Source organism: Streptomyces sp. cg36 (assembly GCF_041080675.1).
Lineage (GTDB): Bacteria > Actinomycetota > Actinomycetes > Streptomycetales > Streptomycetaceae > Streptomyces.
The window spans coordinates 8,468,665-8,489,464 of sequence record NZ_CP163520.1; the positions used below are offsets into that span (position 1 = coordinate 8,468,665).

The 20,800-nt window shown below is 72.2% G+C and carries 24 protein-coding genes; 7 read left to right on the forward strand and 17 right to left on the reverse strand.

Features of this window, described 5'->3' with window-relative positions:
* Positions 1-2 precede the first annotated feature (2 nt).
* The 9 genes from AB5J87_RS37270 to AB5J87_RS37310 form a co-directional block, all read right to left on the reverse strand.
* Positions 3-488 (reverse strand): ATP-binding protein, encoded by a 486-nt coding sequence (locus AB5J87_RS37270; protein WP_369383192.1) that lies wholly within the window; start codon positions 486-488, stop codon positions 3-5.
* Positions 485-1,177, reverse strand: a complete 693-nt coding sequence (locus tag AB5J87_RS37275; RefSeq protein WP_369383193.1) for a nucleoside monophosphate kinase — start codon at positions 1,175-1,177, stop codon at positions 485-487. Before AB5J87_RS37275 ends, AB5J87_RS37270 begins: the two co-directional genes overlap by 4 nt.
* Positions 1,174-1,860 (reverse strand): hypothetical protein, encoded by a 687-nt coding sequence (locus tag AB5J87_RS37280; protein ID WP_369383194.1) that lies wholly within the window; start codon positions 1,858-1,860, stop codon positions 1,174-1,176. Before AB5J87_RS37280 ends, AB5J87_RS37275 begins: the two co-directional genes overlap by 4 nt.
* 244 nt (positions 1,861-2,104) lie before the next feature.
* Entirely contained in the window at positions 2,105-2,317 is a 213-nt protein-coding gene (locus tag AB5J87_RS37285) for a hypothetical protein (RefSeq protein ID WP_369383195.1), read from the reverse strand.
* Positions 2,318-2,638: 321 nt separating this feature from the next.
* On the reverse strand, positions 2,639-3,076 hold the full coding sequence (locus AB5J87_RS37290; RefSeq protein ID WP_369383196.1) for a hypothetical protein: 438 nt from the start codon (positions 3,074-3,076) through the stop codon (positions 2,639-2,641).
* Between the two features lie 71 nt (positions 3,077-3,147).
* Positions 3,148-3,369, reverse strand: coding sequence for a hypothetical protein (locus AB5J87_RS37295; protein WP_369383197.1), 222 nt, complete (start codon positions 3,367-3,369; stop codon positions 3,148-3,150).
* Between the two features lie 30 nt (positions 3,370-3,399).
* Positions 3,400-3,927 (reverse strand): hypothetical protein, encoded by a 528-nt coding sequence (locus AB5J87_RS37300; RefSeq protein WP_369383198.1) that lies wholly within the window; start codon positions 3,925-3,927, stop codon positions 3,400-3,402.
* Positions 3,928-4,013: 86 nt separating this feature from the next.
* The gene (locus AB5J87_RS37305; RefSeq protein WP_369383199.1) at positions 4,014-4,544 is read right to left on the reverse strand and encodes an ATP-binding protein; all 531 of its coding nucleotides are present in this window, start codon (positions 4,542-4,544) and stop codon (positions 4,014-4,016) included.
* On the reverse strand, positions 4,541-5,353 hold the full coding sequence (locus AB5J87_RS37310; protein WP_369383200.1) for a hypothetical protein: 813 nt from the start codon (positions 5,351-5,353) through the stop codon (positions 4,541-4,543). Before AB5J87_RS37310 ends, AB5J87_RS37305 begins: the two co-directional genes overlap by 4 nt.
* A 269-nt stretch (positions 5,354-5,622) precedes the next feature.
* Here AB5J87_RS37310 and AB5J87_RS37315 point away from each other — a divergent pair, with 269 nt between their 5' ends.
* The 4 genes from AB5J87_RS37315 (at position 5,623) to AB5J87_RS37330 (ending at position 10,437) form a co-directional block, all read left to right on the forward strand.
* A complete protein-coding gene (locus AB5J87_RS37315; RefSeq protein WP_369383201.1) occupies positions 5,623-7,020 on the forward strand; it encodes a Tat pathway signal protein in 1,398 nt (465 codons plus the stop codon).
* Between the two features lie 75 nt (positions 7,021-7,095).
* Complete coding sequence (locus AB5J87_RS37320) at positions 7,096-7,581, forward strand: TrmO family methyltransferase (protein WP_369374138.1); 486 nt, start codon at positions 7,096-7,098, stop codon at positions 7,579-7,581.
* A 609-nt stretch (positions 7,582-8,190) separates the two neighbouring features.
* Positions 8,191-9,498, forward strand: a complete 1,308-nt coding sequence (locus tag AB5J87_RS37325; RefSeq protein ID WP_369383202.1) for a helix-turn-helix domain-containing protein — start codon at positions 8,191-8,193, stop codon at positions 9,496-9,498.
* Between the two features lie 33 nt (positions 9,499-9,531).
* On the forward strand, positions 9,532-10,437 hold the full coding sequence (locus AB5J87_RS37330) for a phosphotransferase family protein (protein ID WP_369383203.1): 906 nt from the start codon (positions 9,532-9,534) through the stop codon (positions 10,435-10,437).
* 50 nt (positions 10,438-10,487) lie between these two features.
* Here AB5J87_RS37330 and AB5J87_RS37335 read toward each other — a convergent pair whose 3' ends face one another.
* Both AB5J87_RS37335 and AB5J87_RS37340 read right to left on the reverse strand, forming a co-directional pair.
* Positions 10,488-11,378, reverse strand: a complete 891-nt coding sequence (locus AB5J87_RS37335; protein WP_369383204.1) for a methyltransferase domain-containing protein — start codon at positions 11,376-11,378, stop codon at positions 10,488-10,490.
* Between the two features lie 24 nt (positions 11,379-11,402).
* On the reverse strand, positions 11,403-11,546 hold the full coding sequence (locus AB5J87_RS37340; RefSeq protein ID WP_369383205.1) for a hypothetical protein: 144 nt from the start codon (positions 11,544-11,546) through the stop codon (positions 11,403-11,405).
* Positions 11,547-11,793: 247 nt separating this feature from the next.
* Here AB5J87_RS37340 and AB5J87_RS37345 point away from each other — a divergent pair, with 247 nt between their 5' ends.
* From AB5J87_RS37345 to AB5J87_RS37355, 3 genes are all read left to right on the forward strand, one after another.
* Positions 11,794-13,017 (forward strand): hypothetical protein, encoded by a 1,224-nt coding sequence (locus AB5J87_RS37345; protein ID WP_369383206.1) that lies wholly within the window; start codon positions 11,794-11,796, stop codon positions 13,015-13,017.
* Complete coding sequence (locus AB5J87_RS37350) at positions 13,014-13,958, forward strand: phosphotransferase family protein (RefSeq protein WP_369383207.1); 945 nt, start codon at positions 13,014-13,016, stop codon at positions 13,956-13,958. The genes AB5J87_RS37345 and AB5J87_RS37350 overlap by 4 nt, the downstream gene beginning before the upstream one ends.
* A 333-nt stretch (positions 13,959-14,291) precedes the next feature.
* Entirely contained in the window at positions 14,292-15,317 is a 1,026-nt protein-coding gene (locus AB5J87_RS37355; protein ID WP_369383208.1) for a phosphotransferase, read from the forward strand.
* Positions 15,318-15,322: 5 nt separating this feature from the next.
* Here AB5J87_RS37355 and AB5J87_RS37360 read toward each other — a convergent pair whose 3' ends face one another.
* From AB5J87_RS37360 to AB5J87_RS37385, 6 genes are read right to left on the reverse strand one after another with little or no spacing between them, the layout of a single operon-like run.
* The gene (locus AB5J87_RS37360) at positions 15,323-16,411 is read right to left on the reverse strand and encodes a glycosyltransferase (RefSeq protein ID WP_369383209.1); all 1,089 of its coding nucleotides are present in this window, start codon (positions 16,409-16,411) and stop codon (positions 15,323-15,325) included.
* Positions 16,408-17,031, reverse strand: a complete 624-nt coding sequence (locus tag AB5J87_RS37365; protein ID WP_369383210.1) for a hypothetical protein — start codon at positions 17,029-17,031, stop codon at positions 16,408-16,410. Before AB5J87_RS37365 ends, AB5J87_RS37360 begins: the two co-directional genes overlap by 4 nt.
* On the reverse strand, positions 17,028-17,912 hold the full coding sequence (locus AB5J87_RS37370) for a PIG-L deacetylase family protein (RefSeq protein WP_369383211.1): 885 nt from the start codon (positions 17,910-17,912) through the stop codon (positions 17,028-17,030). The genes AB5J87_RS37365 and AB5J87_RS37370 overlap by 4 nt, the downstream gene beginning before the upstream one ends.
* A gap of 25 nt (positions 17,913-17,937) precedes the next feature.
* Positions 17,938-18,672: a glycosyltransferase gene (locus tag AB5J87_RS37375; protein ID WP_369383212.1), complete on the reverse strand. Its 735-nt coding sequence runs from the start codon at positions 18,670-18,672 to the stop codon at positions 17,938-17,940.
* Positions 18,669-19,577: a phosphotransferase family protein gene (locus tag AB5J87_RS37380; RefSeq protein WP_369383213.1), complete on the reverse strand. Its 909-nt coding sequence runs from the start codon at positions 19,575-19,577 to the stop codon at positions 18,669-18,671. Before AB5J87_RS37380 ends, AB5J87_RS37375 begins: the two co-directional genes overlap by 4 nt.
* On the reverse strand, positions 19,574-20,458 hold the full coding sequence (locus AB5J87_RS37385) for a glycosyltransferase family 8 protein (protein ID WP_369383214.1): 885 nt from the start codon (positions 20,456-20,458) through the stop codon (positions 19,574-19,576). Before AB5J87_RS37385 ends, AB5J87_RS37380 begins: the two co-directional genes overlap by 4 nt.
* Between the last annotated feature and the right edge of the window lie 342 nt (positions 20,459-20,800).

The window sequence follows — 20,800 nt, forward strand, 5'->3', positions numbered from 1 at the left end:
GTTCATCGGGGTAACTCCGGCACGTCCGGGGCGAGATGGGTTGAGGTACTGGGGTCTTTCTGGGTGGTGCGGAGGTCGATGAGGCACCACACGGTGGTGCTGGCCAGGCCCGGCGCGATCTTCCAGGACGTGGCGAGACGGTCCACCACCGCCAGTCCACCGCTCGCGTGACCGGCGGGACCATCGGGTCGTTGCCAGCGGGGGGTGTTCGTGACCGCGATCCGTACGGCTGTGTGGATGCCGGGTGGGCGGGTGAGGGACATCTGTGCGGGATGCCCGGCCGGGCCGTGTTGCACGGCGTTGGCCACGAGTTCCGTGGTGATGCGGGCAACGGGGTCGGACAGGGCCTGCAGACTCCACGGTGTGAGAGCGGCGACGCCGAGCTCCGCGCACGCCTGGGGCCATTGGAGGTCCAGCGGGGTGGGGGCCGGATGGCCGTGGCGGGTGAACCAGATCTCGCAGCCGGGCAGTCCGTTCGACGTGGTCACAGTCCTCTCCCGTTTCCGGCCGGTGCGGGCAGGAGGTCCAGGACGCAGGTGCTGGCGTCGGGGGAGCCGGGGTCGGTGGTGAGCGTGTGCCACGCCGTTGGATCCCCGTCGGCGAGCACGGCCCGGATGGCGGCCAGGTGCTGGGCATAGTGGGCAAAGCGTTGTTCGGCGTGCTCGCCCCGGTCGGTGTCCCGCACCACCAGCGGCACATCGCAGTCCGCGCACCGCCCCGGCCCGGACGCCGCCCCGCCGGGTTCAGGAGAACCAGCGGGCATCGCGCTGCAAACAGGGCAGGCGCGTCGGCGCGCGAGGCGGGCTGCCAGGGTGCCGGGGCGGGCCGTCAGCTCGATGACACACAGGCGCCGCCCCCGGGAGCGCACGCACCGTTTGAGGAGCTCGGCCTGCGCCGCGTTGCGGGGATAGCCCTCCAGCACGACGGGGCGGCCCGCCGCACTGTCGATGGCGGTGCGGGCCAGGTCGTGTGCGAGCAGGTCGGGCAGCTCACCGGCGGGGCCGCGGCCCGGGTCGAGGAGGGCGGCGATGATCGGTTCCGTCTGCGCCAGGCGCCGGGCTGCCTCGCGCGGCCGGAACACGGCCGCACCGCAGGCGGCGAGCGCGACCGCCACGCTGGTCTTGCCCGAGGCGGGCGGCCCCAGGACCACAACGACCGCGGCAGGCACACTCTTCACGAGGACTCCCGGACGGCATCGCACGACGGCGCACCCGCAGGACCCGCACCGCCGCCATCTGGCGTCGGCATCGGCTCCGTGGTGGTGATGAGGAGGGCCAGATCCTGCTGGGCGTGGGGGCGGCGCTGCATCAGGTGCACCGCCGAGCCGCTTGAAGCTGCAGCGCTGCGCACGTACTCCCAGCCGTAGCGGTCGCGCAGGTGGCGCATCAGACGCGTATGGGGGACCACACAGCGCAGCCAGTCGGCCTGCGGATAGGAGCGGGCGACATGGTCGAGAATCCACCAGTGCATCAGCGCCCCCGTGCAGCGCAGCTGCGGGCCCGGATGGGAGTAGAAGGCGGGGATGCTCAGCGTGGTCTCGCGGCCCTCCGCCGCCGTCCACAGCTGCGGCTCGGGCAGCTGGTCGCTCAGCGTCAGACAGCCCACCACCGGCGCCCCGCCCCGCGTCCCCGCCTCGTAGCGGGCGGCCGGACCCGCCAATGGCCGGCACCGCGCACTGTCATCGGTGAACACCCACACCCGCTCACCGCCCTGCCCGGGATGCAGCAGGAGGCGACGCAGACGGTCACCCAGCTCAGGGATGCCGTGTCCGTGCCGCTTCCAGTGGTGCACAAAGCGCTCGTCGAGCACCTGGGTGATCTCGTCCGCGTCGGCGGGATCACCGGGCCGCATCACATACATCGCTCTCCAGCCACCGCGTCGATGAAGGGATCGGAATCGGCCCCCGCACCGCGCCGCGTTGCGGAGCGGGCACGATGGCCGCGGTCGGTTCCGCCGTGGCTGCGCAGCGCCCCTCGCGGCGTCGCGGGACAGCGCCACAGGGGGCGTTCTGTCACAACGGTGCGTGCTCATCGCTCGGCCTCGTCCTCTTGGGGGCGGCCGGCCGTGGTGATCGGCCGCCGCACGGTGCACGCGCGCGGGGTGTTCACCGGCTCAGCCGGACAGCCGCGGAGCGGTCCCGCAGCTGCACGCCCCACGCGCGCAGCTGCCCGCCCAGCCAGGTGGGATCCACCTGGTGGTCGGCGGACAGGCGGGCGATCGACTCGCCGTCCTCGTACCGCCTGATCACCGTGGCCCGGGCAGCAACGACGGTGTTCTTTGCTGCCTGCACTTCGGTGGTGCTGCGGCGCCTGGCCATCAAAGGACCTCCCTGGAAGGAAAGCGCGGCGGTCGCTGGCGCGCTCACCGCACGGACGACACGCGGCGTCGTCGGCGCCGCGGTCTGAGTGGATGTGCTCCACGGCCCTGCCGCTCACGCAGCAGAGCGGTCGGAGAGGGCGGGAGGAGGGACTGTGGGCTGGTCGGGAACACAGAGCGGCAGAGGGGGCGCTGGCGGGCCGTGGACCGGGCCGCGCGGTCGGCGCGTGACCGGTTCGCGTCGACGGCTCGCCGACCCGGTGCCGTGGCAGGCTGCGCTGGAGGGGCTCGCGTCCGCTCCGCTGCCTCGGGGACAGGCCCATCACCTGGGTTCCGTCTCGCGGACGGCTTCGCGCAGGACGGCGGGGTCGAGGAGGCTGCTGCCGGGGGTGCGGATCCAGTACGTCCCGGGCGGCCCCGTACGTGTCAGCGGAGGCAGTACGAGCGTGCCGTGGGCGAAGCGGAAGGTGCGCCCGGGGGCCTCGGTCCAGTGCGTCGTGGGGGCGATGAGCCAGTGCCAGAACAGGGGTTGGTGCTCTGCGACGACGGCGAGTGCATCCCGTCCTGTGCGCTGTTCCACGGCCGCGAGGATGCGCCGGGAGTACGGGCCGGCTGGGGTGAGCACCACCTGCACCGTGTCCGGGCTCAAGTCCAGCACCAGCTCGCTGCCGCCGTCCGCCGGGATGGCCCGCCGGGCCGCCGCCAGCACCGGGGGCAACGCCAACGGGATGCTCGTCGCGGGATTCTCCAGAGCAGGCATCCGTCCTCCAGGAACGGTCGAAGTCGAAAGTCGAAGGTGCAGGTGCAGGTGGGTGGCCTGTGGGGGGCTGCTCAGGGCAGGCGTCCGGGGAAGACACCGATCAGCGCGATCAGGGCCAGGCACAGCAGCGGGAAGGCCGCGCAGTTGCGCAGGTAGAGCCACAGAAACGGTGCATCGCCGGACGGCGCACCTTGTGGCCCCGTCCGTCGGCGGCGCGCCGCCCGTACCGACAGGGCCAGCACCACCCCGTACACAGGGAGTACGGCGTAGAGGAAGGTCGAACGGAGGATCACAGGACTTCCGGGCATCCGGGCGGGGAGTGTTCATGACACGGGACCAGCCGTCTCGGTGGCAGACAGGCTGGGCGCCCCGAAGGCCACGGTCGGCATGTCGACCAGGTCGAGCAGACGGTGGCGGTGGCCGAGGTAGACGGCGTTCACCGAGCCGGACGCGCCCAGGCTGAAACAGAGCAGCGCACGCAGCTCCCTCGCCTCGCACAACGACACCCGGTGCTGGCTGCGGTGGGCGTATTCGGCGAGCACGATCCCGGCCGCATAAGCACGCAGCAGATCCAGCTGATAGGGCGGCAGGACCACCGCCGGGCCCTGCTCCGCATCTCCATCCGGTCCCGGTCCCGGGTTCGGGGCTGGCGTCAGGATGCGGTGCAGGACGGCGAGGTGCACGATGCGCGACCAGCGCACGAATTCACCACCGCTCAGCGCGCGGCCGAGTGCTCCCACACCTCCCAGGGCGGTCTTCTCCGTCGGATACAGGCCGTCCTCGGCCAGGTCGCGCGCGCTGCGCCCCTGGGCCACCCCTTCCAGCACGCGCCGGTCGTGACGGGTGAACAACCGCAGCGGTCTCCTCCGCCCGCCCTCCACGGGGACTTGGACGGCGTCGGGGGCACCGGGGGTGCAGCGGGGCTGGGGCATGGTCATCACGCGGCCTGTCCGTGCTGGTGGCGGTCCAGTTCGCACCAGACCATCGCGCGGTCGGCGCCGGGCGTGATGCCCCACCGGTCCGCGCACGCGTTGACCAGCTGGAGCCCGCGCCCGCTCTCCCCGTACAGCCCGGCATCGGTGACCGGCGGGACCCAGGGTGTGCCGAAGCAGGCGACTTCGATACGGACCACCGAAAGCGAGCACCACACGCCCATGCCGATCGGCCGGCAGGCGTCGCCGTGCTGCAGCGCGTTGGTGACCAGCTCACTGACCAGCAGCTTTCCTGGCGCTGTCTGCTCCGCGGCCCTGCAGCGATGCAAGGTGGCCGCGCAGACCTTGCGGCACCAGCTGGGCCACACGCGGTCCGCCGCCGTCAGCTCGACCACGCCCGCACGCTGGAACCACACCTCGTCCCCGGGCGGCTGCCTGTCGATAATGCCGTGGCCTGCACCCCAAGCGGGGGAGGAGCCGGAGAACGCGGTGTAGCGGGCACGGGTGGGGAGGGAGAGCAGGGTGGGGGGATTCACGACCGGGACCCTTCACCAAGAGGAGAAACCTGCGGGGGAGTTGCGTGGCGGGTACGGAACACCAGGCGCACCCCGCGCGCGGTGAACCACGCCGCGAAATAGCCCCATGCCTGCTCGTACGCCGCGGAGTCAGTGAACGGTGCGGGGGAGAGGAGGTCTTCGCGGTCCCGCACCACGAGCAGCGTGACCGTGCCGTCCGCCAGGCCGGGCAGGATGTGCCGGCGCCACTGCGGACGCTGGGCCAGTGGCACCTCGGGAGCGCACACGTCGATGGCGCTGGCCACGACCTCGCCGTCACTGCGCGCACAGGCCAGATACAGCCGGTTCATCCGGTCCCGGACACGCGGCGGATCCGTGGCGGTGGAGCAGGTGTAGACCGCGCCCGCCTCGGCAGCGGCGGGCTGCTGCGGTACATGCCCGGGGTCCAGGCTGAACGGGAGCAGAGCCTGCGCCGCCTGCGTCAGCACCCGCAACTCGTGTTCGTCTCCCGCCGGATACTGCAACGCTGCCCGGGCCGCACCCAGCGCCTCCTGCGCGCTCGCGGAGGGGGCGTCTGCGAGCTGGTCGACCGCGTCGCTCAGCAGGGACCGCATCCGGGCGGCCGTGTCACCGCGCCCGGTGCCGTGCAGCGCCCCCAGCAGCCGCTGCAGGACCACGGCCGAGGAGTCCGGCACCCACGCCTCACGGGGCAGCGCGCCCGAAGCACCCGGCTGTCGGCGCACCGGGAGCGCGGGCGCCGTCGCCCCGGGGGCCGTGCCGCCAGGTTCCTGGAGGTGGCTCGGCACGGGGGCGACAGCGGCGGTGGACATCACAACTCCAAGGGGCGCAACGCGCGCGGGCAGGGACAGGGCGGGCGGGGAAGCGCCTTGCTGGGCGGGGTGGGGCGGGGCGGGGCGCTTCGGGTCGGGTCGGCGCCACTCAGTTGGCGGGTGTTCACCGGACTCCCCTCCAGGGAAGGGCAGTTAGTGGTTTCGTTGACCATGAGCCAACCGCTCGGGGCGGGGGGCCGGTATCCCCGCGTGGCGGGGGAGGCCGTCAAACCCGTCAAACTTTGTACCCTTGTGAACAGGGGCGTCTGATGCGCAGTGCCGCGCGGAAGCGGAACGAGGACCTGGCCGCTGTGATCGCCGAAACCGGCTGGTCGCAGACCAAGGTGGCCGCGGCGTTCGTACGCGTCGCTGCCGAGGCACGGGCCGGGGAACTGCTCGGCACCAGCCGGTCGCAGGTCGCGATGTGGGTCAGCGGCACGCGCCCGAGCGGCAGGGCGCCCCGTATCTTGTGCGAGACGTTGTCCCGACGGCTCCAACGCCCCATCACCCTTGCCGAGATCGGCCTCTGTATGCCGGGATCGGCGGCGGTCACGGCGATCGAATGGCACGTCGATACGCTGACCGAGCTGGTGGACCTGGGGAGAGCCAACGTGGATCTGGAACGTCGCCGCCTGCTGTCCGGGGCCGCCTACTCGGTGGGCGCTCTGGTCCTGCCCGGACGGCAGTGGTGGGACGAGGCCCCCGAGCGGGCCCGGCGCCGGCCTGCGGCGACCGGCCGCCGGGTTGGCACCGCGGAGGTCAGCGCGCTGCGCGAGACAACGGAGTTCTTCTCCCGGCGGGACCAGCTGCACGGCGGGATGGACGGCCGCACCGCCCTCTACCAGTACATCAGCGACGACATCGCGGCCTACGTCGGTGGCGTGTTCGCAACCGATCAGGTGCGGCGCAGTCTGTTCTCCGCCGCGGCGGAGGCGGTGTACGTCGCGGGGCGGATGAGCTTCGATGCCTCTCGTCACGAGGCGGCCAGGCGCTACTTCACCCTCGCGACGAAGCTGGCGGCCGAAGCCGGTGACGCCCCGCTGGGCGGCCACATCCTGCGCGCGATGGCCCACCAGGCCACCGACCTCGGCCACCCGGCAAAGGCCGTGGACCTGGCGACGGAGTCCATCGCACGCAAGAGGTACACGCTGGCCACGCCCCGCGAACGCGCCCTGCTCGGCGTGGTGCAGGCCCGCAGTCTCGCGGCGGCCGGCCAAAGGCGCGAGGCCCTCGCCACGCTGCTCCGCGCCGAAGACGACCTCGCCTCGGCGACCCCGGGCGATGATGAGCCGTCGCGTGTCTGGTTCTTCGCCGAGGCGTCGCTGGCGCACGAGACCGCCCGCACGCTGTGGACGCTGGGCGACCTTGACGGCGCGCTGCGGGAGTTCCGCCGCAGCGTGCAGACCCGGAAGGCCGACACCTTCAGCCGCACCCACTCCGTAACACTCGGGTACATGGGCGCCGTACAGGCCCAGCAGGGCAACGTCGAGGCGGCGTGCGAGACTTGGTCGCGGGCCCTGGACGCGATGGACGGAATCCACTCCGGCCGGGCCCGCGAGACCGTGATCAACATGCGCCGGGTGCTCTCCCCCTACCGCAACCGAGGCATCCCGGCAGCGGCGCAGATCGACGAGCGCGCCAGGACGGTCCTCGCGGGCGTAGCCTGACCGGGCCATGATCGCGCGGGCGCAGGACTCGGAGGGGTCGGCGGCCCGCCACTGATTGAGAACGAGGGGGCGTCCGTGTCCGTGGAGCGCATCGAGTTTCCTGTCGTCGCCGACGTCGTCGGCGGCCACCTGGGCCGCCTGGACGACTACAAGGGCGGCGTGGAATCGATCATCCGTCTGCGCCCCGAGTACCCGCTGGAGACTCTGCAAGGGATCGAGGAGTTCTCCCACCTGCAAGTCATGTGGTACTTCAGCGCGGGCAGCGCCGCCGACGTCGCGCTGCACGCCCGCAGCCCCCGCGACAACCCCGCTTGGCCCGCCACGGGGACCTTCGTCCACCACAACCACCGCCGCCCAGCCCGCCTCGCCACCAGCTTCCCCCGACTCCTGCGCGTCGACGGCCGTGACCTCCACGTCGTCGACCTCGACGCCGACGACGGGACACCGGTCATCGACTTCGTCGCCTGCTTTAAGGAGATGCTTCCGCGCGGCCCCGTGACCCAGCCCGCTTGGCCCGGCGAGATGCTGGAGGACTACTGGAAGGACGCCCAGGAGCGCTGAGCAGAAGGTCACCTCCTGCCAAATGCCCATGCTCACCGGACGCTGCCCGAGCTGCCCGCGCCGTAGCAGTGCAGCCGGTGCCGCCTCGGGCCGTAACAGGTCAGTGATCAGGCGAAACGCGGGGTTGTGCCCCGTGCACGCCGACGACTCACTGCGAAGGGCTTCCGTCTGCCTCAAGGGGATCTGGACCTTCATCGCCTCCTCCCTCTCTGCTGGGGCGTGGCGCCCGAGGCGCCGGGCGTACGGCGCACCTCGGGTGCAGTGGTGGACAGCGGGGTCGGCATCAGAACTCCGGTGGAAAGGATGGAGCGGAGTAGGTGTGGGGGCTTGGGTCGGCTCTCCGGGGTGGGCCAGGGTTGCCGCGGTGCGGGGCTGGGGCAATCGGCGCTTGACTGATCCGTCACTTCGGGGTGTGCCAGTCACTAGCGGGGCGTGCTTCCTTGTCGTCAAGTCACTGTTTTTTGACCGGATGTGACTGTGTGTCACTAGGCTGGTGGGTGAGCCGAAGCCGACGTCGTTGGGGAGGTAGGGATGGGCCCTGTAGCGCATGGGCCGTCGTGTGCGCGGCGGATCCGGCAGGAAGCGCTCGTCCGGGACGAGCCGGTCGGGATGACTGCCCGGGCGGTTCATGAGCACTGCGGGGTGTCGCTGCTGCGCGCGCATCGTCTGGCCCGCGGACTGACCCGGCAGCAGGCGGCACGGGAGCTGAACGCGCTGGCCCGGGGGCATGCCTCGGCTCCGCGTATCGACGCCGACCAGTTGGGGCACTGGGAGACGGGCCGCCGGCCCCGCGCGGCCGCCCTGGGTCTTTTGTGCGGCTTCTACGACTGCACGCCCCATGATCTCGGGCTGGCGCCGGGGAGAGCCGCGGCGAGACAGATCCCCCCGGCGCAGGCCGCCGGCGCCACGGGCCCGCACGGGATGCGTGAGCCGGGTCGGGCGGGCGATCCGCTGGAGCGGCAGGTGGATGCGGTGCGGCGCTCGGTGGACCGCACCCTGGCCACCGGCTCGGTCAGCACCGGCCAGCTGGAGCAGGCCGAAGAGCAGGTGTTCCGGGCCCGCCACCAGTACGTCTGCACGCCACCGCGCCAGATGCTCCCCGTTCTCCTGGACCAGCTCGTCGAGATCGAGGCCATGGCCACGCACCGCCAGTGTGCCGCCGTGCAGGTTCGCCTGTCCGAGCTCACCGCGATGCTCGCCACACTCGTCGCCGACGCGCTGATGAAACTCGGCCAGCTCACCCGTGCCCGGACCTGGTACCAGACCGCGCGCACGGCCGCGGACGACAGCGGAACACCCGAACTGCGGGCCCGGGTACGGGTGCAGGCCGCGATGCTGCCGTTCTACTACGGACCCCTGCCCGAAGCCGTCCACCTGGCCCGCCAGGCCCGCACCATCCTGCGGGGACGGCCGGTACGCACCACCGCCTTCGCCGCCGTGGCCGAGGCACGCGCCCTGGCCCAACTGCACGACACCCAGGCGGCACACGCGGCCCTGCGCGACGCCCTCACCGCCTTCGAGCACAGCAGGGAAGACCACATGGCCGACAACGACGCCTTCGGCTTCCCCGAACGGCGCTTCCGCCTCTACCAGAGCGGCACCCTCACCGCACTGGGCCGCACCAGCCAGGCCCGCCGCGTACAAGAAACGGCACTCGCCCTCTACCCGCACACCACCGGCATCGACCCCGCCCTGCTCCGCTTCGAAGCCGCCCTGTGCCTGGCCCACGAAGGCAGCCTCACCGACGCCTGCCACCTCGCCGGCGCGACCCTCCTGGGCATCACCGCCGCGCACCGCACCCCCATCGTCGAGAGACGGGCCCGCGAGATCATCGCGGCGCTCCCGCCCGGCGCCCAGCTCGGCCCTCCCGCCCGCGAACTGCGCGAAATCCTCACCCTCGCTCCCGCAACCGCCTGACAGGCACCCGCCCGGTCGGCGAGGGTGGAGCCCATGACCCACCTGGCAACGGCCCCCGGCGGATTCGACAACGCCGAAATGCACCACGTCCTGAGACAAGCCTGCGCCCTGGTCGGCCTGGACCCCGCAGGTGCCCGGCTGCTGCGCGGACACACCAACGCCGTCATCCTCCTTCCACGCGAACAGACCGTCGTCAAAATCGCCCGCCGGGGAACACGCACCGAAGACGTCGCCCGCACCGTCGCCTTCGTCCGCCACCTCACCCAACTCGGCTTCCCCACCGTCACCCTGCACCCCGTGGCCCAGCCCGTCATCACCGACGGACACGCCACCACCTTCTGGCACTACCTGCCCCAGCCCCCGCACCCCGTCACCGCAGCCCAGCTCGCCACACCCCTCCACACCCTGCACACCCTCCCCACCCCGCCCCTCCCGCTCCCACACCACGACAACATCGCCGCGATCCGCCGCTCCCTGGCCACCACCCACTGGCTGCCGAAACCCACCCACACCTTCCTGGCCCACTACACCGACCAGCTCGCCCACGCACTCACCACGCTCGCCTTCGCCCTGCCCGACGGCGTGCTCCAGGGCGACCCCCAGCACCGCAACGCCCTGCACACCGCAAACGGGCAGGCCGTCCTGTGCGACTGGGACACCGTCACCCGCGGGCACCCCGAATGGGACCTGGTCACCGTGGAGATCCACTGCAGGCGCTTCGGACACGGCCAGAAGCACTACCAGGCATTCGCCGACAGCTACGGCTTCGACATCACCCGCTGGTCCGGCTACCCGACCCTGACCGCGATCCGCGAACTCCGCATGATCACCACCAACGCCCGCAAAGTACCCCAAGCCCCCAGCAGCCAAAGAGAAGTCGAACGCCGCATCGCCGCCCTGCACCGCAACGACCGGCATCAGCAGTGGAACATCCTGTAACACCCCGCAGACCGGACACCCGCTGCACGGTCTCGGGCCAAGCGCGGGCGTCACGACGTCTCCCGGGGTGCGCAGGCTGAGCGCTGGCGGACGCTCTGGCCGTCGGGGCCGGCGGTGAGTTCGTAGTCGGGCAGGCGGGGCCAGCCCAGGTCGCGCCAGGGCCGGGGCTCGCGCTGGGAGCGAAGGCGCATGAAGCTGACGGCGGCGACCAGCCTGCCGCTGGCGTGGCCGTGGCCGTCGGTGGTGAGCAGGGCCAGAGCGTCGTCGCCGAACGGGGTCGCCACGGGGGTGAGGATCGTCCCGCCGGGGCGCATCTGTTCCAGCCAGGCGGGCGGGATCTGCTGGACACATGCGGTGCTGATGAGCCGGTCATACGGTGCGCGGGCGGCATAGCCCGATTCCCCGTCGGTGACGGCGATCGTGGGGGAGGGCACGCCGCGGGCGTGCAGTGCCCGGCGGGCGCGGTCGGCGGTGGCGGGGTCGATCTCCATCGTCGTGAGGTGGCGGGCGCCGACGCGGTGGGCGAGGAGAGCCGCGTTGTAGCCGGTGCCGGTCCCGATCTCCAGCACGTTCTCTCCCGGCTGCGGATCGAGGTGGTGGAGCATCTGCACCACGACGGCCGCACAGGAGATGGAGGACGTGAAGGCGTTCGATGCGGTGGCGCCGTCGGCCGGGGTGACGGCGCCGTCCTCGATCTGCGTGATCAGCGGGGTCCGGGCGGAGTAGACCGCGTCCAGCCACCGCTCGGGATCGAGGGTGCGGTCGATGAGGGGGTAGAGGCCGTCCTCGCCCCGCTGGGGCCACCACACCTGGTCGGGCACGAAGTGCGCGCGGGAGACGGACCCGAAAGCCTCGCGCAGCCAGGCGCGGTCGTTGAAGTAGCCGCCCCGGTAGGTGTCGATGATCCTTGCGCACGCGGTGGCGTGCTGCTGCTCGTCCATCGGATCCGTCCCTTCGCGCTGGTGTCAGCTCTCGGCGGGCGCGCCGCCGCCCATGCGGTCCTCGTCACCACCGTGGCCCTGGCCGTTGCCGGTGTCGCCCTGCCCGCCGCCGTGGATGTCGCCCTCTTCGCTCTGGTCGCTGCCGGAGGTCCCGTTCGTCCGTCCCATGGCCTTCTTCCCTTTCTGACAGGCGGCTGGCTGCGTGGTGCGCCGTGCCTTCTTAACCGATGCGGGCGGCGCCGCCAGGCTCGCTCGCCAGGTCGTCCACGCGGCGCAAATCCCGAGAACTCACCGCCGATGACCGGTAGTTGGTGAATGATCGGGTGACGTTTATTCAACGAGCGGGTAACTCACAGGGCGAGAGTCCAGGCGTAGTCCCGCGTAGTCCTGTGTAGTCCAGGCCGGGAGAGATGAGATGGCCAGGAGCGACCTGATCCGGCAGGCATGCGAGCAGCGGGGCTGGGGTCCCAGCGACCTCGCGCGGGCCGTGGGCGTAGCCGAGAGCGGCGACCCGGGCCGCGTGCATCGCGCGAACGCGAACCGCTGGATGAACGGCACCCGCACCCCGGCCTACTGGTGGCCCCACATCGCCGACGTCCTCGGCCTCGACCGCGACAGCCCGGGACGTACCCCCAGCGGGCCCGGCGGCGGGCGCGCGCCGCTGGCGGCGCTGGCGCGCCTGACCGAGACGGAACTCCCCCAGAACATCCGGCCGGGCGACGTGGAGGAGGTCCAGCAGGCGGCGCTGAACCTGTCGCAGTGGCACAACTCCAACGGCGGCGGCGGACTGGTACGCCAGACCGGCACGGGACAACTGGCCTGGGCCGCGGCCCTGCTGGGCGTGCCCTGCCGGCAGACTCTGCAGCCGCAGCTGTTCTGCGCAGTGGCCCACCTGGGCATGGTCACCGGCGCCGTCTGCTTCGACGCCTTCGCCCACCATGACGCCCGCCAGGCATTCATCTTCGCCGCGGCCTGCGCCGAAGCGGGCGGCGACTGGCACCTGCGCTGCAAGATCTACAGCTGGCGCGCCCGGCACGCCGTGTGGACCGGAGAGCCCGATCAGGCACTCATCCACGCCGAAGTCGCCAGCGTCCGTGCCGAACGGCTCACCCCCTCCGAGCGGGCCATGCTGGCCATCGCCCGCGCCCGCGCGCACGCCCGCCTCGGAGACGAGCAGGCCACCCTCGGCGCGGTCGGCCAGGCCGACGAGGAATTCAGCCACGCCTGCCCCGACCAGGACCCTGTCTGGATGTCCTACTACGACCACGCCCAGCACCAGGGTGACACCGGACACGCCCTGTTCGACCTCGCCATGACCACCCGCAAGCCGCAGCACGTCCAGGCCGCCCGCGAACGCCTCGCCGCCGCATCCGCCCAGCACACCGACGCCTACCTGCGCTCGCGCGTGTTCTCCCGGACGAAGCTCGCCACCCTGGCCGTGATCACGGGAGACGTCCAGGAAGCCGCCACGATCGGCGCCCTCGCCCTGCAGGAGTCCACCCGGATCCGTTCCGGCCGTGCCGACTGGGGACTGCGGGAACTCGCCCTCACCACCACCCGCCAACGCGTTACCGTGCCCGAGGCAGCCGAACTCTGCGAGCGCATCACCCGCACCACCGCCAAGGGAGCATCGACGTGAGGGTCACCACCAGCAGCGACACGGCCGCCCAGGACACACGACCCCTGGTCACCCAGGCATGCCGCGCCGCTGGACTCGACCCCACCGGCGCCGAGCCCGTCCGCATCGCCGACAACGCCATATGGTCCCTGCCCGGCCGCATCGTCATCCGCATCACCCGGCCCGGCCGCCGCCCCGCAGCTCGCCGCGAACTCCTCACCGCCCAATGGCTCGCTGAACACCACCTCCCGGCCGTCCGCCCGGCCCATCCCACAGCGGTCGACCTGCCCGGCAACCGGGCAGCGACCTTCTGGGAACAACTGCCCGAGCACACCGTCGGCCGGCATGAGGACGTCGCCCGCCTCCTGTGCCGCCTGCACCAGCTGCCCGCACCGGCCCACCTGCCCACGCTCGCCGACCCCGCCACCAAGGCACGCTCCCGCCTCGAAACGCTCCCACACCACTGCGTCATCTCCGAAGCCGACATGGGCTGGCTGCTCGGGTACGCCGAGGAACTGGCCGACGCCTGGCGTTCGCTGGACGACGGCCTGGCCCCCACACCGCTCCACGGCGATGCCTGGGCCGGCAACGTGGCCCGCACCCCCGACGGGCAGTGCTACCTCCTCGACCTGGACTCAGCCGCCGTCGGCCCACCCGAATGGGACCTGACCTCCACGGCGGTGAAAGTCGACACCACCGCGACCATCCCCCTGCACGAGTACGCCCGCTTCGTCACCGCCTACGGAGGCCACGACGTCCGCGACTACGCCGGCTTCCCCGTCATGCGAGGCATCCGGGAACTGCGCATGACCACCTACGCCATCCAGACCGCAACCGACCACCCCCACACCGCCGTTGAGGCCCGCCACCGCGTGGCCTGCCTACGCGGCCGCAACGGCCCCCGCCCCTGGAGATGGACCGCGGTCCCCCATCCCCCCGGCAGCCCCGGCCCCATCGTCTGACCCAGGACACCACACAGAACCCGGCCCGGCGCACCGGCCACACCCACGCCTCACCGGCCATGAGACGTCCACCCCGTCCCCGCGCCACCAGCAGGCCGCGGCTGCCCTGCTGCCGCATGTGCTCTCTTCGTGGAGACGCTCGGCTTCGGCCGTCTGCCGGGCTCGCAGGGCCTCCGCCGCCTTGCGGCCGCCTCTGCCTGACCGCCTGGCGGCGGGCTGCCGCCTCACGCCGAGCTTTCTGTCCTTGCCGTCGCTGTTCCCTATGGCGGGGGCCGGCGGGTCACGCGGGCGAACCGCCCCGCCTGGGGCGCGGCATGGCCTAGCGTGCGACGGGTGACGGATGCAACGCTCGACGAAAAAACCCTTCTCGACGCCCTGCCCGCTCTTACGGCGGCCTTCGCTCTTCCTGATGTGCGGGAACACCGGTTCCTGGCGGACGGGTTGATGAACCGGAACTGGCGGATCGACACCGGGTCGGGCAGCTATGCGGTCAAGCAGATCATGGACGTGCCGGTGGCGAAGGTCCGCCGCAACCTGGGGGTGCTGTCCGGACTTGCCGCCGACGGCCTGCCCGTTGTGGCCGCGCTGACTACGGCCGGCGGCGAGAGGGTGGTGGACATCGACGGGCGCAGTTACTGCGTGCTGCCCTGGGTCGAGGGCCGCCATGTCCCCGGCACTGATCTCACTCCCGGCGAGGCCAGCGACCTCGGGGCCCTGCTGGCCCGGCTCCACCAGGCCCTGGAAGGCCGCGCGCCGTCCCCGGTGCCCGAGCCGGACCTCGTCGTGAAGGTCACAGACGCCGGTGTGGCCACGGCGCGCGCCGACCGCCTGCTGGCCCTGGTCCCCACTGACGGCGCCGACCCGTTCGACCGGGCCGCCGCCGATGCCCTGCGCCGGCGCAGGACGCTGCTGGCCGCGTACGCCGACCAGCAGCCCTCCGTGCGGATGCCCGCTGCCCTTCACGGATGGACGCACGGCGACTTCCAGTACCGCAACCTCCTGCGCGCCGATGGCCATGTGGTGGCGATCCTGGACTGGGACCGGCTGGCGGTCCGCCCGTACGCGGAGGAGGTCGCGCGGACCGCGCAGGTCCAGTTCGGCGTGGATGGACGGTTCGATCTCGAACGGGTCGCCGCGTTCGTCTGCGGCTACCGCTCCCTCATCCCCCTGTCGCCCGGCGAGCTGGCCGATGCGGTGTCCCGGTTGTGGTGGAAGCGGATGACGGACTACTGGCAGCTGGAGTTCCACTACGACCGAGGCGACACGAGCTGCGACAGCCTGTTCCTGGCCGATGAGCAGCTGCTGCACTGGTGGACCGGCCACCGGGATGTGGTGCAGGACGCGTTCCGCGCCGCGTAGAGGGGTCACTCCAGGAGTCCGGCGGCGGCGAGTTCGGGCAGGCACGGGCGCACCAGGGGCAGGGCCCGTTTGCGGGCGGTGGCGCCCCGTGCCTCGGCGTCGCGCGCCTCGATGGCTCTGGCCCAGGCGCCCGCGTCGTGCTGGGGCAGGACCAGGCCGCCGCTGTCGATGGCTTCGGGGATGCCGCCCCGGTTGGAGCCGAGCGCGGGCAGGCCGTGCAGTCCGGCTTCGGTGATCACTCGGGGGAAGGCGTCCTCGACCAGGGAGGGCACCAGCAGCAGGCGGTGCGTGGTGTAGAGGGCGCCCATGTCGTAGGTGCGCGGCACGTACCGGACGTTGGGGTAGCGGGTGAAGTCGGCGGCGGTGTCCCACCAGCCCTCCACGAGCGTGAACCGCTCGCCGGGGAGCCGCTGGATGAGGTCGTGCAGGACGACGGAGCCCTTGGCCGGGACGGGGTTGACCATCAAGAGCCCGGCCGTGGCGCCCGGCCCTCCGAGGTGAGGTGGGGCGCTGCGGCCGGCGGGGTGCTGCCCGTCACGTGGCCGCGCCGGGGGCTGGAACGGCGGGTAGAACACCACGGTGTCCGTCTCGCGGCGGGTGCCGATCCGGGAGGCGGCGAACCGGGACGTGGCGAGCGCGGTGTGCGGGCGGCCGTGCAGGACGCCCAGGCCGGTCGGGGACACCGAGTGCACCCATCCCGCGACCCGGCGGCGGGCACGGCGCGCCAGGGCGGCGAGGTCGGCCGACCGCTCCTGCGAGGTCACCACCAGGTCCGGGGCCAGGGACAGCAGGGCGTGTGCGAACGTCCGCTCCAGTTGGTGCTGGGATACTGCCGTGCACTCCACGCCGTTCCACCGGTAGCGCAACTCCCCGTCCGCCTGTTCGAAGTTGACACCGGTGGCGGTGAGGCGGGCACGCAGCGCGTCGAGCTGGCAGGGCGCGTTCCACGGCGGCTCGTACGATCCCACGTAGAGGGTGGTCCATCCGGCGCGGGCGAATTCCTCGGCGAGGAGCTGCTGCGAGACCTCGGCACCGCCGATCAGTAGCGGCGGCGGGGTACGCCGCCAGGCGAACAGCACCGTCGCCCCCGTCATGGCCGGGCCCAGTGCCGCACGAGGCTTTCCACGGCCCGCGCGGTGTCCTCGCGCGGGCCGTCGCCGGGCACCACCGTGACCTCGGCGGCAATCGCAGGAGACACCGGATCGCAGAAGTAGGTGCGGGCGTGGTGGAGGAAGCGGGGGTCATGGAGGAAGTAGTCCGGTTCGACGGCGGTGTGCCCGGCCTCCTTGCGGCGCAGCGCCAGGCTCTCTGGGCATGTGTCCAGGTAGAGAGTGTGGTGGGGCCGCAAGTAGGCGAGCCGGTCCAGACGGCGCCGGGCCTGGGGAAGGGTGCCGTAGCCGAACATGGCGTCCAGGGCGTGCGCGTGAGCCAGGAGCGTGTCCACGGACCGGTCCAGGACGATGAGCCGCGCACCCGGCTGCCTGGCTGTCGTGGCCACCCGGTCTCCTTCGATCCGCATGAACGTCTCGAACGCCTGTAGCTGGCCGGCGGCGGAGCGGGTGAGGGCCGGGGGGATGTCCGCGCGGCGCGGGATGCTGCGCACGTAGCAGTCGAAGAACAGGACGTGGCCGGGCACAAGCACCTGGCGCAGGTGGCTGATCATGGTGGTCTTCCCGCCGTAGGACGGTCCCTCGAAGGCGACGACGGTCGTCATGATCCGTCCTCCAGCCGGTAGAACCGCTCTGCGTACCGGGCCGGGCCGTGCGACGGCGGGTCGACAAGCTCGCGCGCGACGGTCCAGGCATGCCGCAGCGGCCGGTACATCTTGCGGGCCGGGTGCATCTGGGAGCCGTGGAGCCGCAGCAGCGTGAGCTTGTCCAGGACAACCCCGGTGATGTCGGCCAGTTCAGGGGTGAGGGTGTTGTTGGTGCGCTGCTCGAACAGGGCGCGGTCGCATCCGGCGAGCGCGTAGGTCGGCCAGAACGCGACGTCCTCCCAGAACCAGCGGCAGCCCAGCATGCGGGCGGCCTCGTGGACGAGGAGGTGGTCGGGGTGGCGGGTGACGGCCGCCGGGGCGATCAGCTCCGCTCCGGCATGGTCGGCGAGGACCCCGGCCAGCTCCTCGGTGATCACCGCGAGGCGGGCGGGGTCGAAGGCCCGGTAGGGCGGGTCCGCGTCGCGGTGCCCGAGCAGGATGCGGCGGGCGCCGAACGGCCGCAGCGCGGTGGCGGCTTCCTCTTCCCGGATCGCCGAGACGGCCTCCCCACTCGGGTAGGCCGCTTCCAGCATGGGGTGGACGCTGCGGGAGCGGGTGAACACCGTGATCACGGTCAGCGGCCGGGGGCGGGTCAGGAACCGGCCGGACGCGGACAGGGCGAAGTCGTCGTGGTGCGGCTCGATCACCACGACCGGGCGGCCCTCGGGGCGGCGCTCCATGATCCGGTAGCGCTCCCCGGTGACCGGGGCTTTGACCTCCATGACCGGTTCGGTGCCGGTGCGAGTAGCCAGGCGGGACATCCAGTGGCGGTGGGCGGATTCGAGGTCGTGGGCGAAGGAGTAGATCCCTTCGCCGTCCGGCACGGGCAGGGTCGGCACGAGGAGGCTCCCAACGGGCGGCGGGTCAGCGGACGGTGGACTGGTACCAGTGCCGCCAGAACCGGGGCGAGGACAGGGCGAGGCGGGCGGTGACGGGGTTCTGCCACCACCACATGCGCCACGCGGGCCACTGGTCGTAGCGGCGGGTCGAGGGCCGCACCCGCAACTCATCGAGGATCCGCACGGGCTGTGCGGTGCGCTGTCCGTGGGCGGTCAGGCGGGCGAAGAACTCGACGTCCTCGCTCATGAACAGGTCCGGCCGGTAGCCGCCCACCTCCTGGAAGGCGGCCCGGGTGCAGAACTGGGCCACGCCCTGGGCGCCGCCCGTGCGGGTACGGTAGGCGTCCCACAACGCGCACAGCAGCTGGGCTGCGAACCGGGCCGGTGTGTAGAGCGGCGGGATGGCACCGCCCACGCACGGCCCGTGCGCCATCGCGGTCACACAGGCGGCGATGGCTTCCAGGGGCAGGGCCACGTCGGCGTCGGTGAAGAACAGGTAGCGGCCCAGAGCTGTACGGGCCCCGGTGTTGCGCACCCGGCCGATGCTGCGGACCGGTTCGCTGACCACGCGGGCACCAAGGGAACAGGCCACGGCAGCGGTCTGGTCGGTGCTGGCGTTGTCGACGACGACGATCTCCCCGACCGCCCCCGAGAGGTGCTCCCAGTGCCGCAGGGCTGCGGTGACGGTGGGCAGATAGCGGGGCAGGTACGCGGCCTCGTTGAATGCGGGGATGACCACCGACACCTCGGGCGCGGTCATATGCGGATCCCTTGGTCGTGAAGGACGCGGTGGAGCCGGGCCGCCCACACGCGCTGGTCGCGGCGCTCGATGCGGGCGGCGAAGGTCCAGCCGCGCAGGGTCTGGAACACCACCAGCGCGTCCAGCAGGCGAGGGTCGAGGGGGCGGCCGTAGGCGGTGGTGACGCTGGCGCGGGCGGCAGGGGTCAGGGCGTCGCAGGTGACCAGCGTCTGGGCCACGTCGTACTCGGGCACGCACAGCGTGGTGCCCTCGAAGTCCACCACCCGCACCCGCCCGGGCAGCTGGCCTTGAGTGCCTGCATCGGCGAGGTGTTCAAGGCCATCTGCCGCGATGACGTTGTCCCAGTGCAGATCGCCATGGCACCACACGAAGGCGGCCGGGTCGGCGCACCCCCTGGCGATCACCTCCAGAGCGGGCTTGAGCCACGATGCCAGGCAGGAGGGACAGCGGCGGAGGACGGCGCGGGCCTGCTCGGTGATGCCGGGCGCCATCGGCACCCCGGCCGGCGGCGTGAGGGAGTGAAAGGCGCCCAGCAGCACACCCAGGCATCCCAGCGCCCCTTCTGGGGCGACCAGTCCGGCCCGGACGAGACCGCCCAGGGTGTGGGCACCGGCGTCCTCGCTGACCAGCGCGGTGGACGAGAAGCCCGGCACCGGGCCGGCACCGATGACCTCCGGCACGTCCACGCGCCCGGACTCGGCAACCGCCCGCAGGGCAAGAGCTTCCGCGCCCGCGTCGTGCCGGGCACGCGGCGCGAACAGCTTCACCACGACCCTCCGCCCATCCGGCAGGACCACCCGGTACACCGACGTCAGCGGGCCCTGCGCGGCCCTGGTGACGCTCGCGGCGCAGGAGCCGGCCAGGACTTCGCACGCGAGAGAGACGGCCGGGTAGTAACGGCTCACCACAACCCGCCCGCAACGCCGACGGACCGGTCCCCGAGGCGCCCGAGCAGACGGAGAGTCCCCGCAGCGTGCGCCCGGTAGGCCCGGACCCCTTCGGTGACGGGGCAGGACGCCATCCACGGCTTGTGGCCGCCGACGAAGTGCAGGGCCGTCGCGTCCGCGTTCAGCGGGCGCCGCACGACACGTCGCGCCCAGTCACCGCGCTCCAGGAACCGGCCGATCTCGAACCGGTTGAACGCCGCGCCGACCGGGTGGACCCCGCCACTGGCCAGCAGCCACAGGTTCAGGGCGTCCTGGTCGTTGTGCAGGATGTGACGGCGCCACCGGACCAGGGCGGCCTCCACCCCCGCCCGCAGCCCGGCGAGGGCCGTTTCCGGCACCCAGAGCATCCCCGCGTTGAAGTAGGGCCGCCCCCGCAGCCGGGGCCACCGCTCGGCGACGCCGGGCAGCGCCGGACACGCGCCGACAGCCGGGTTGAACTCGTCGCGCACCGCCCCGACACGGCCCTCTGGCAGGCTGTGAAGAGGACCGGACAGGTCCCCGGCCACCAGGACATCCGCGTCCACGTAGACCAGGTAGGGGCGGTCCACGAACTGCGCGGTGAACTGGAAGCGCAGGTAGGTGGTGACGGTGATGTACGCGCTGTCCGCCATCACGCTGGACGGCGACGGCGCCCGGTACTCAAGGCCGAACGAGGCGAACCCGCACCGGCGCGCCACGGCCGCCATGGTCTCGGCGTGCGGGCGGCTGAGATCCAACGTCAGGACCCGCACCGCCACATCCCGCCGCACCGCCGCATCGAGGCCGTCGGCCAGCGAGGTGAGCGTGACCAGCGACGGCAGGAAGTACCCCTCATCAACACACATACCGATCGCGTACATGCCAGTACTCCTCGGGCAGAAGGAAAAACGGGGCTCCGGCGCCCGGCGGCTCGTGCCCGGGCCGGGCGCCGAAGCGGTCTCAGCGCCGCCGCCCTCACCGTCTTGGGCGGCATCCTTGCCGGGCGCGGCCACAGCGGCCCGCCCGCTGGACTGGCCGTAGGCGATGTTGCGGTCCAGCCGCACCACCATGCTCACCGGCACCCGCAATGCCGGGGCGGAAGAGGGCGGCAGCACCCGGCCGGCTGCGGTGCCCTGGGTCACCTGGTCGAGAGGGCTGGTTCTGCCTGTTCCGTGAGAGCGCATCGCGGTTCCGTTTCCGGGGCGTCGTCGCTGTCCGTGGGG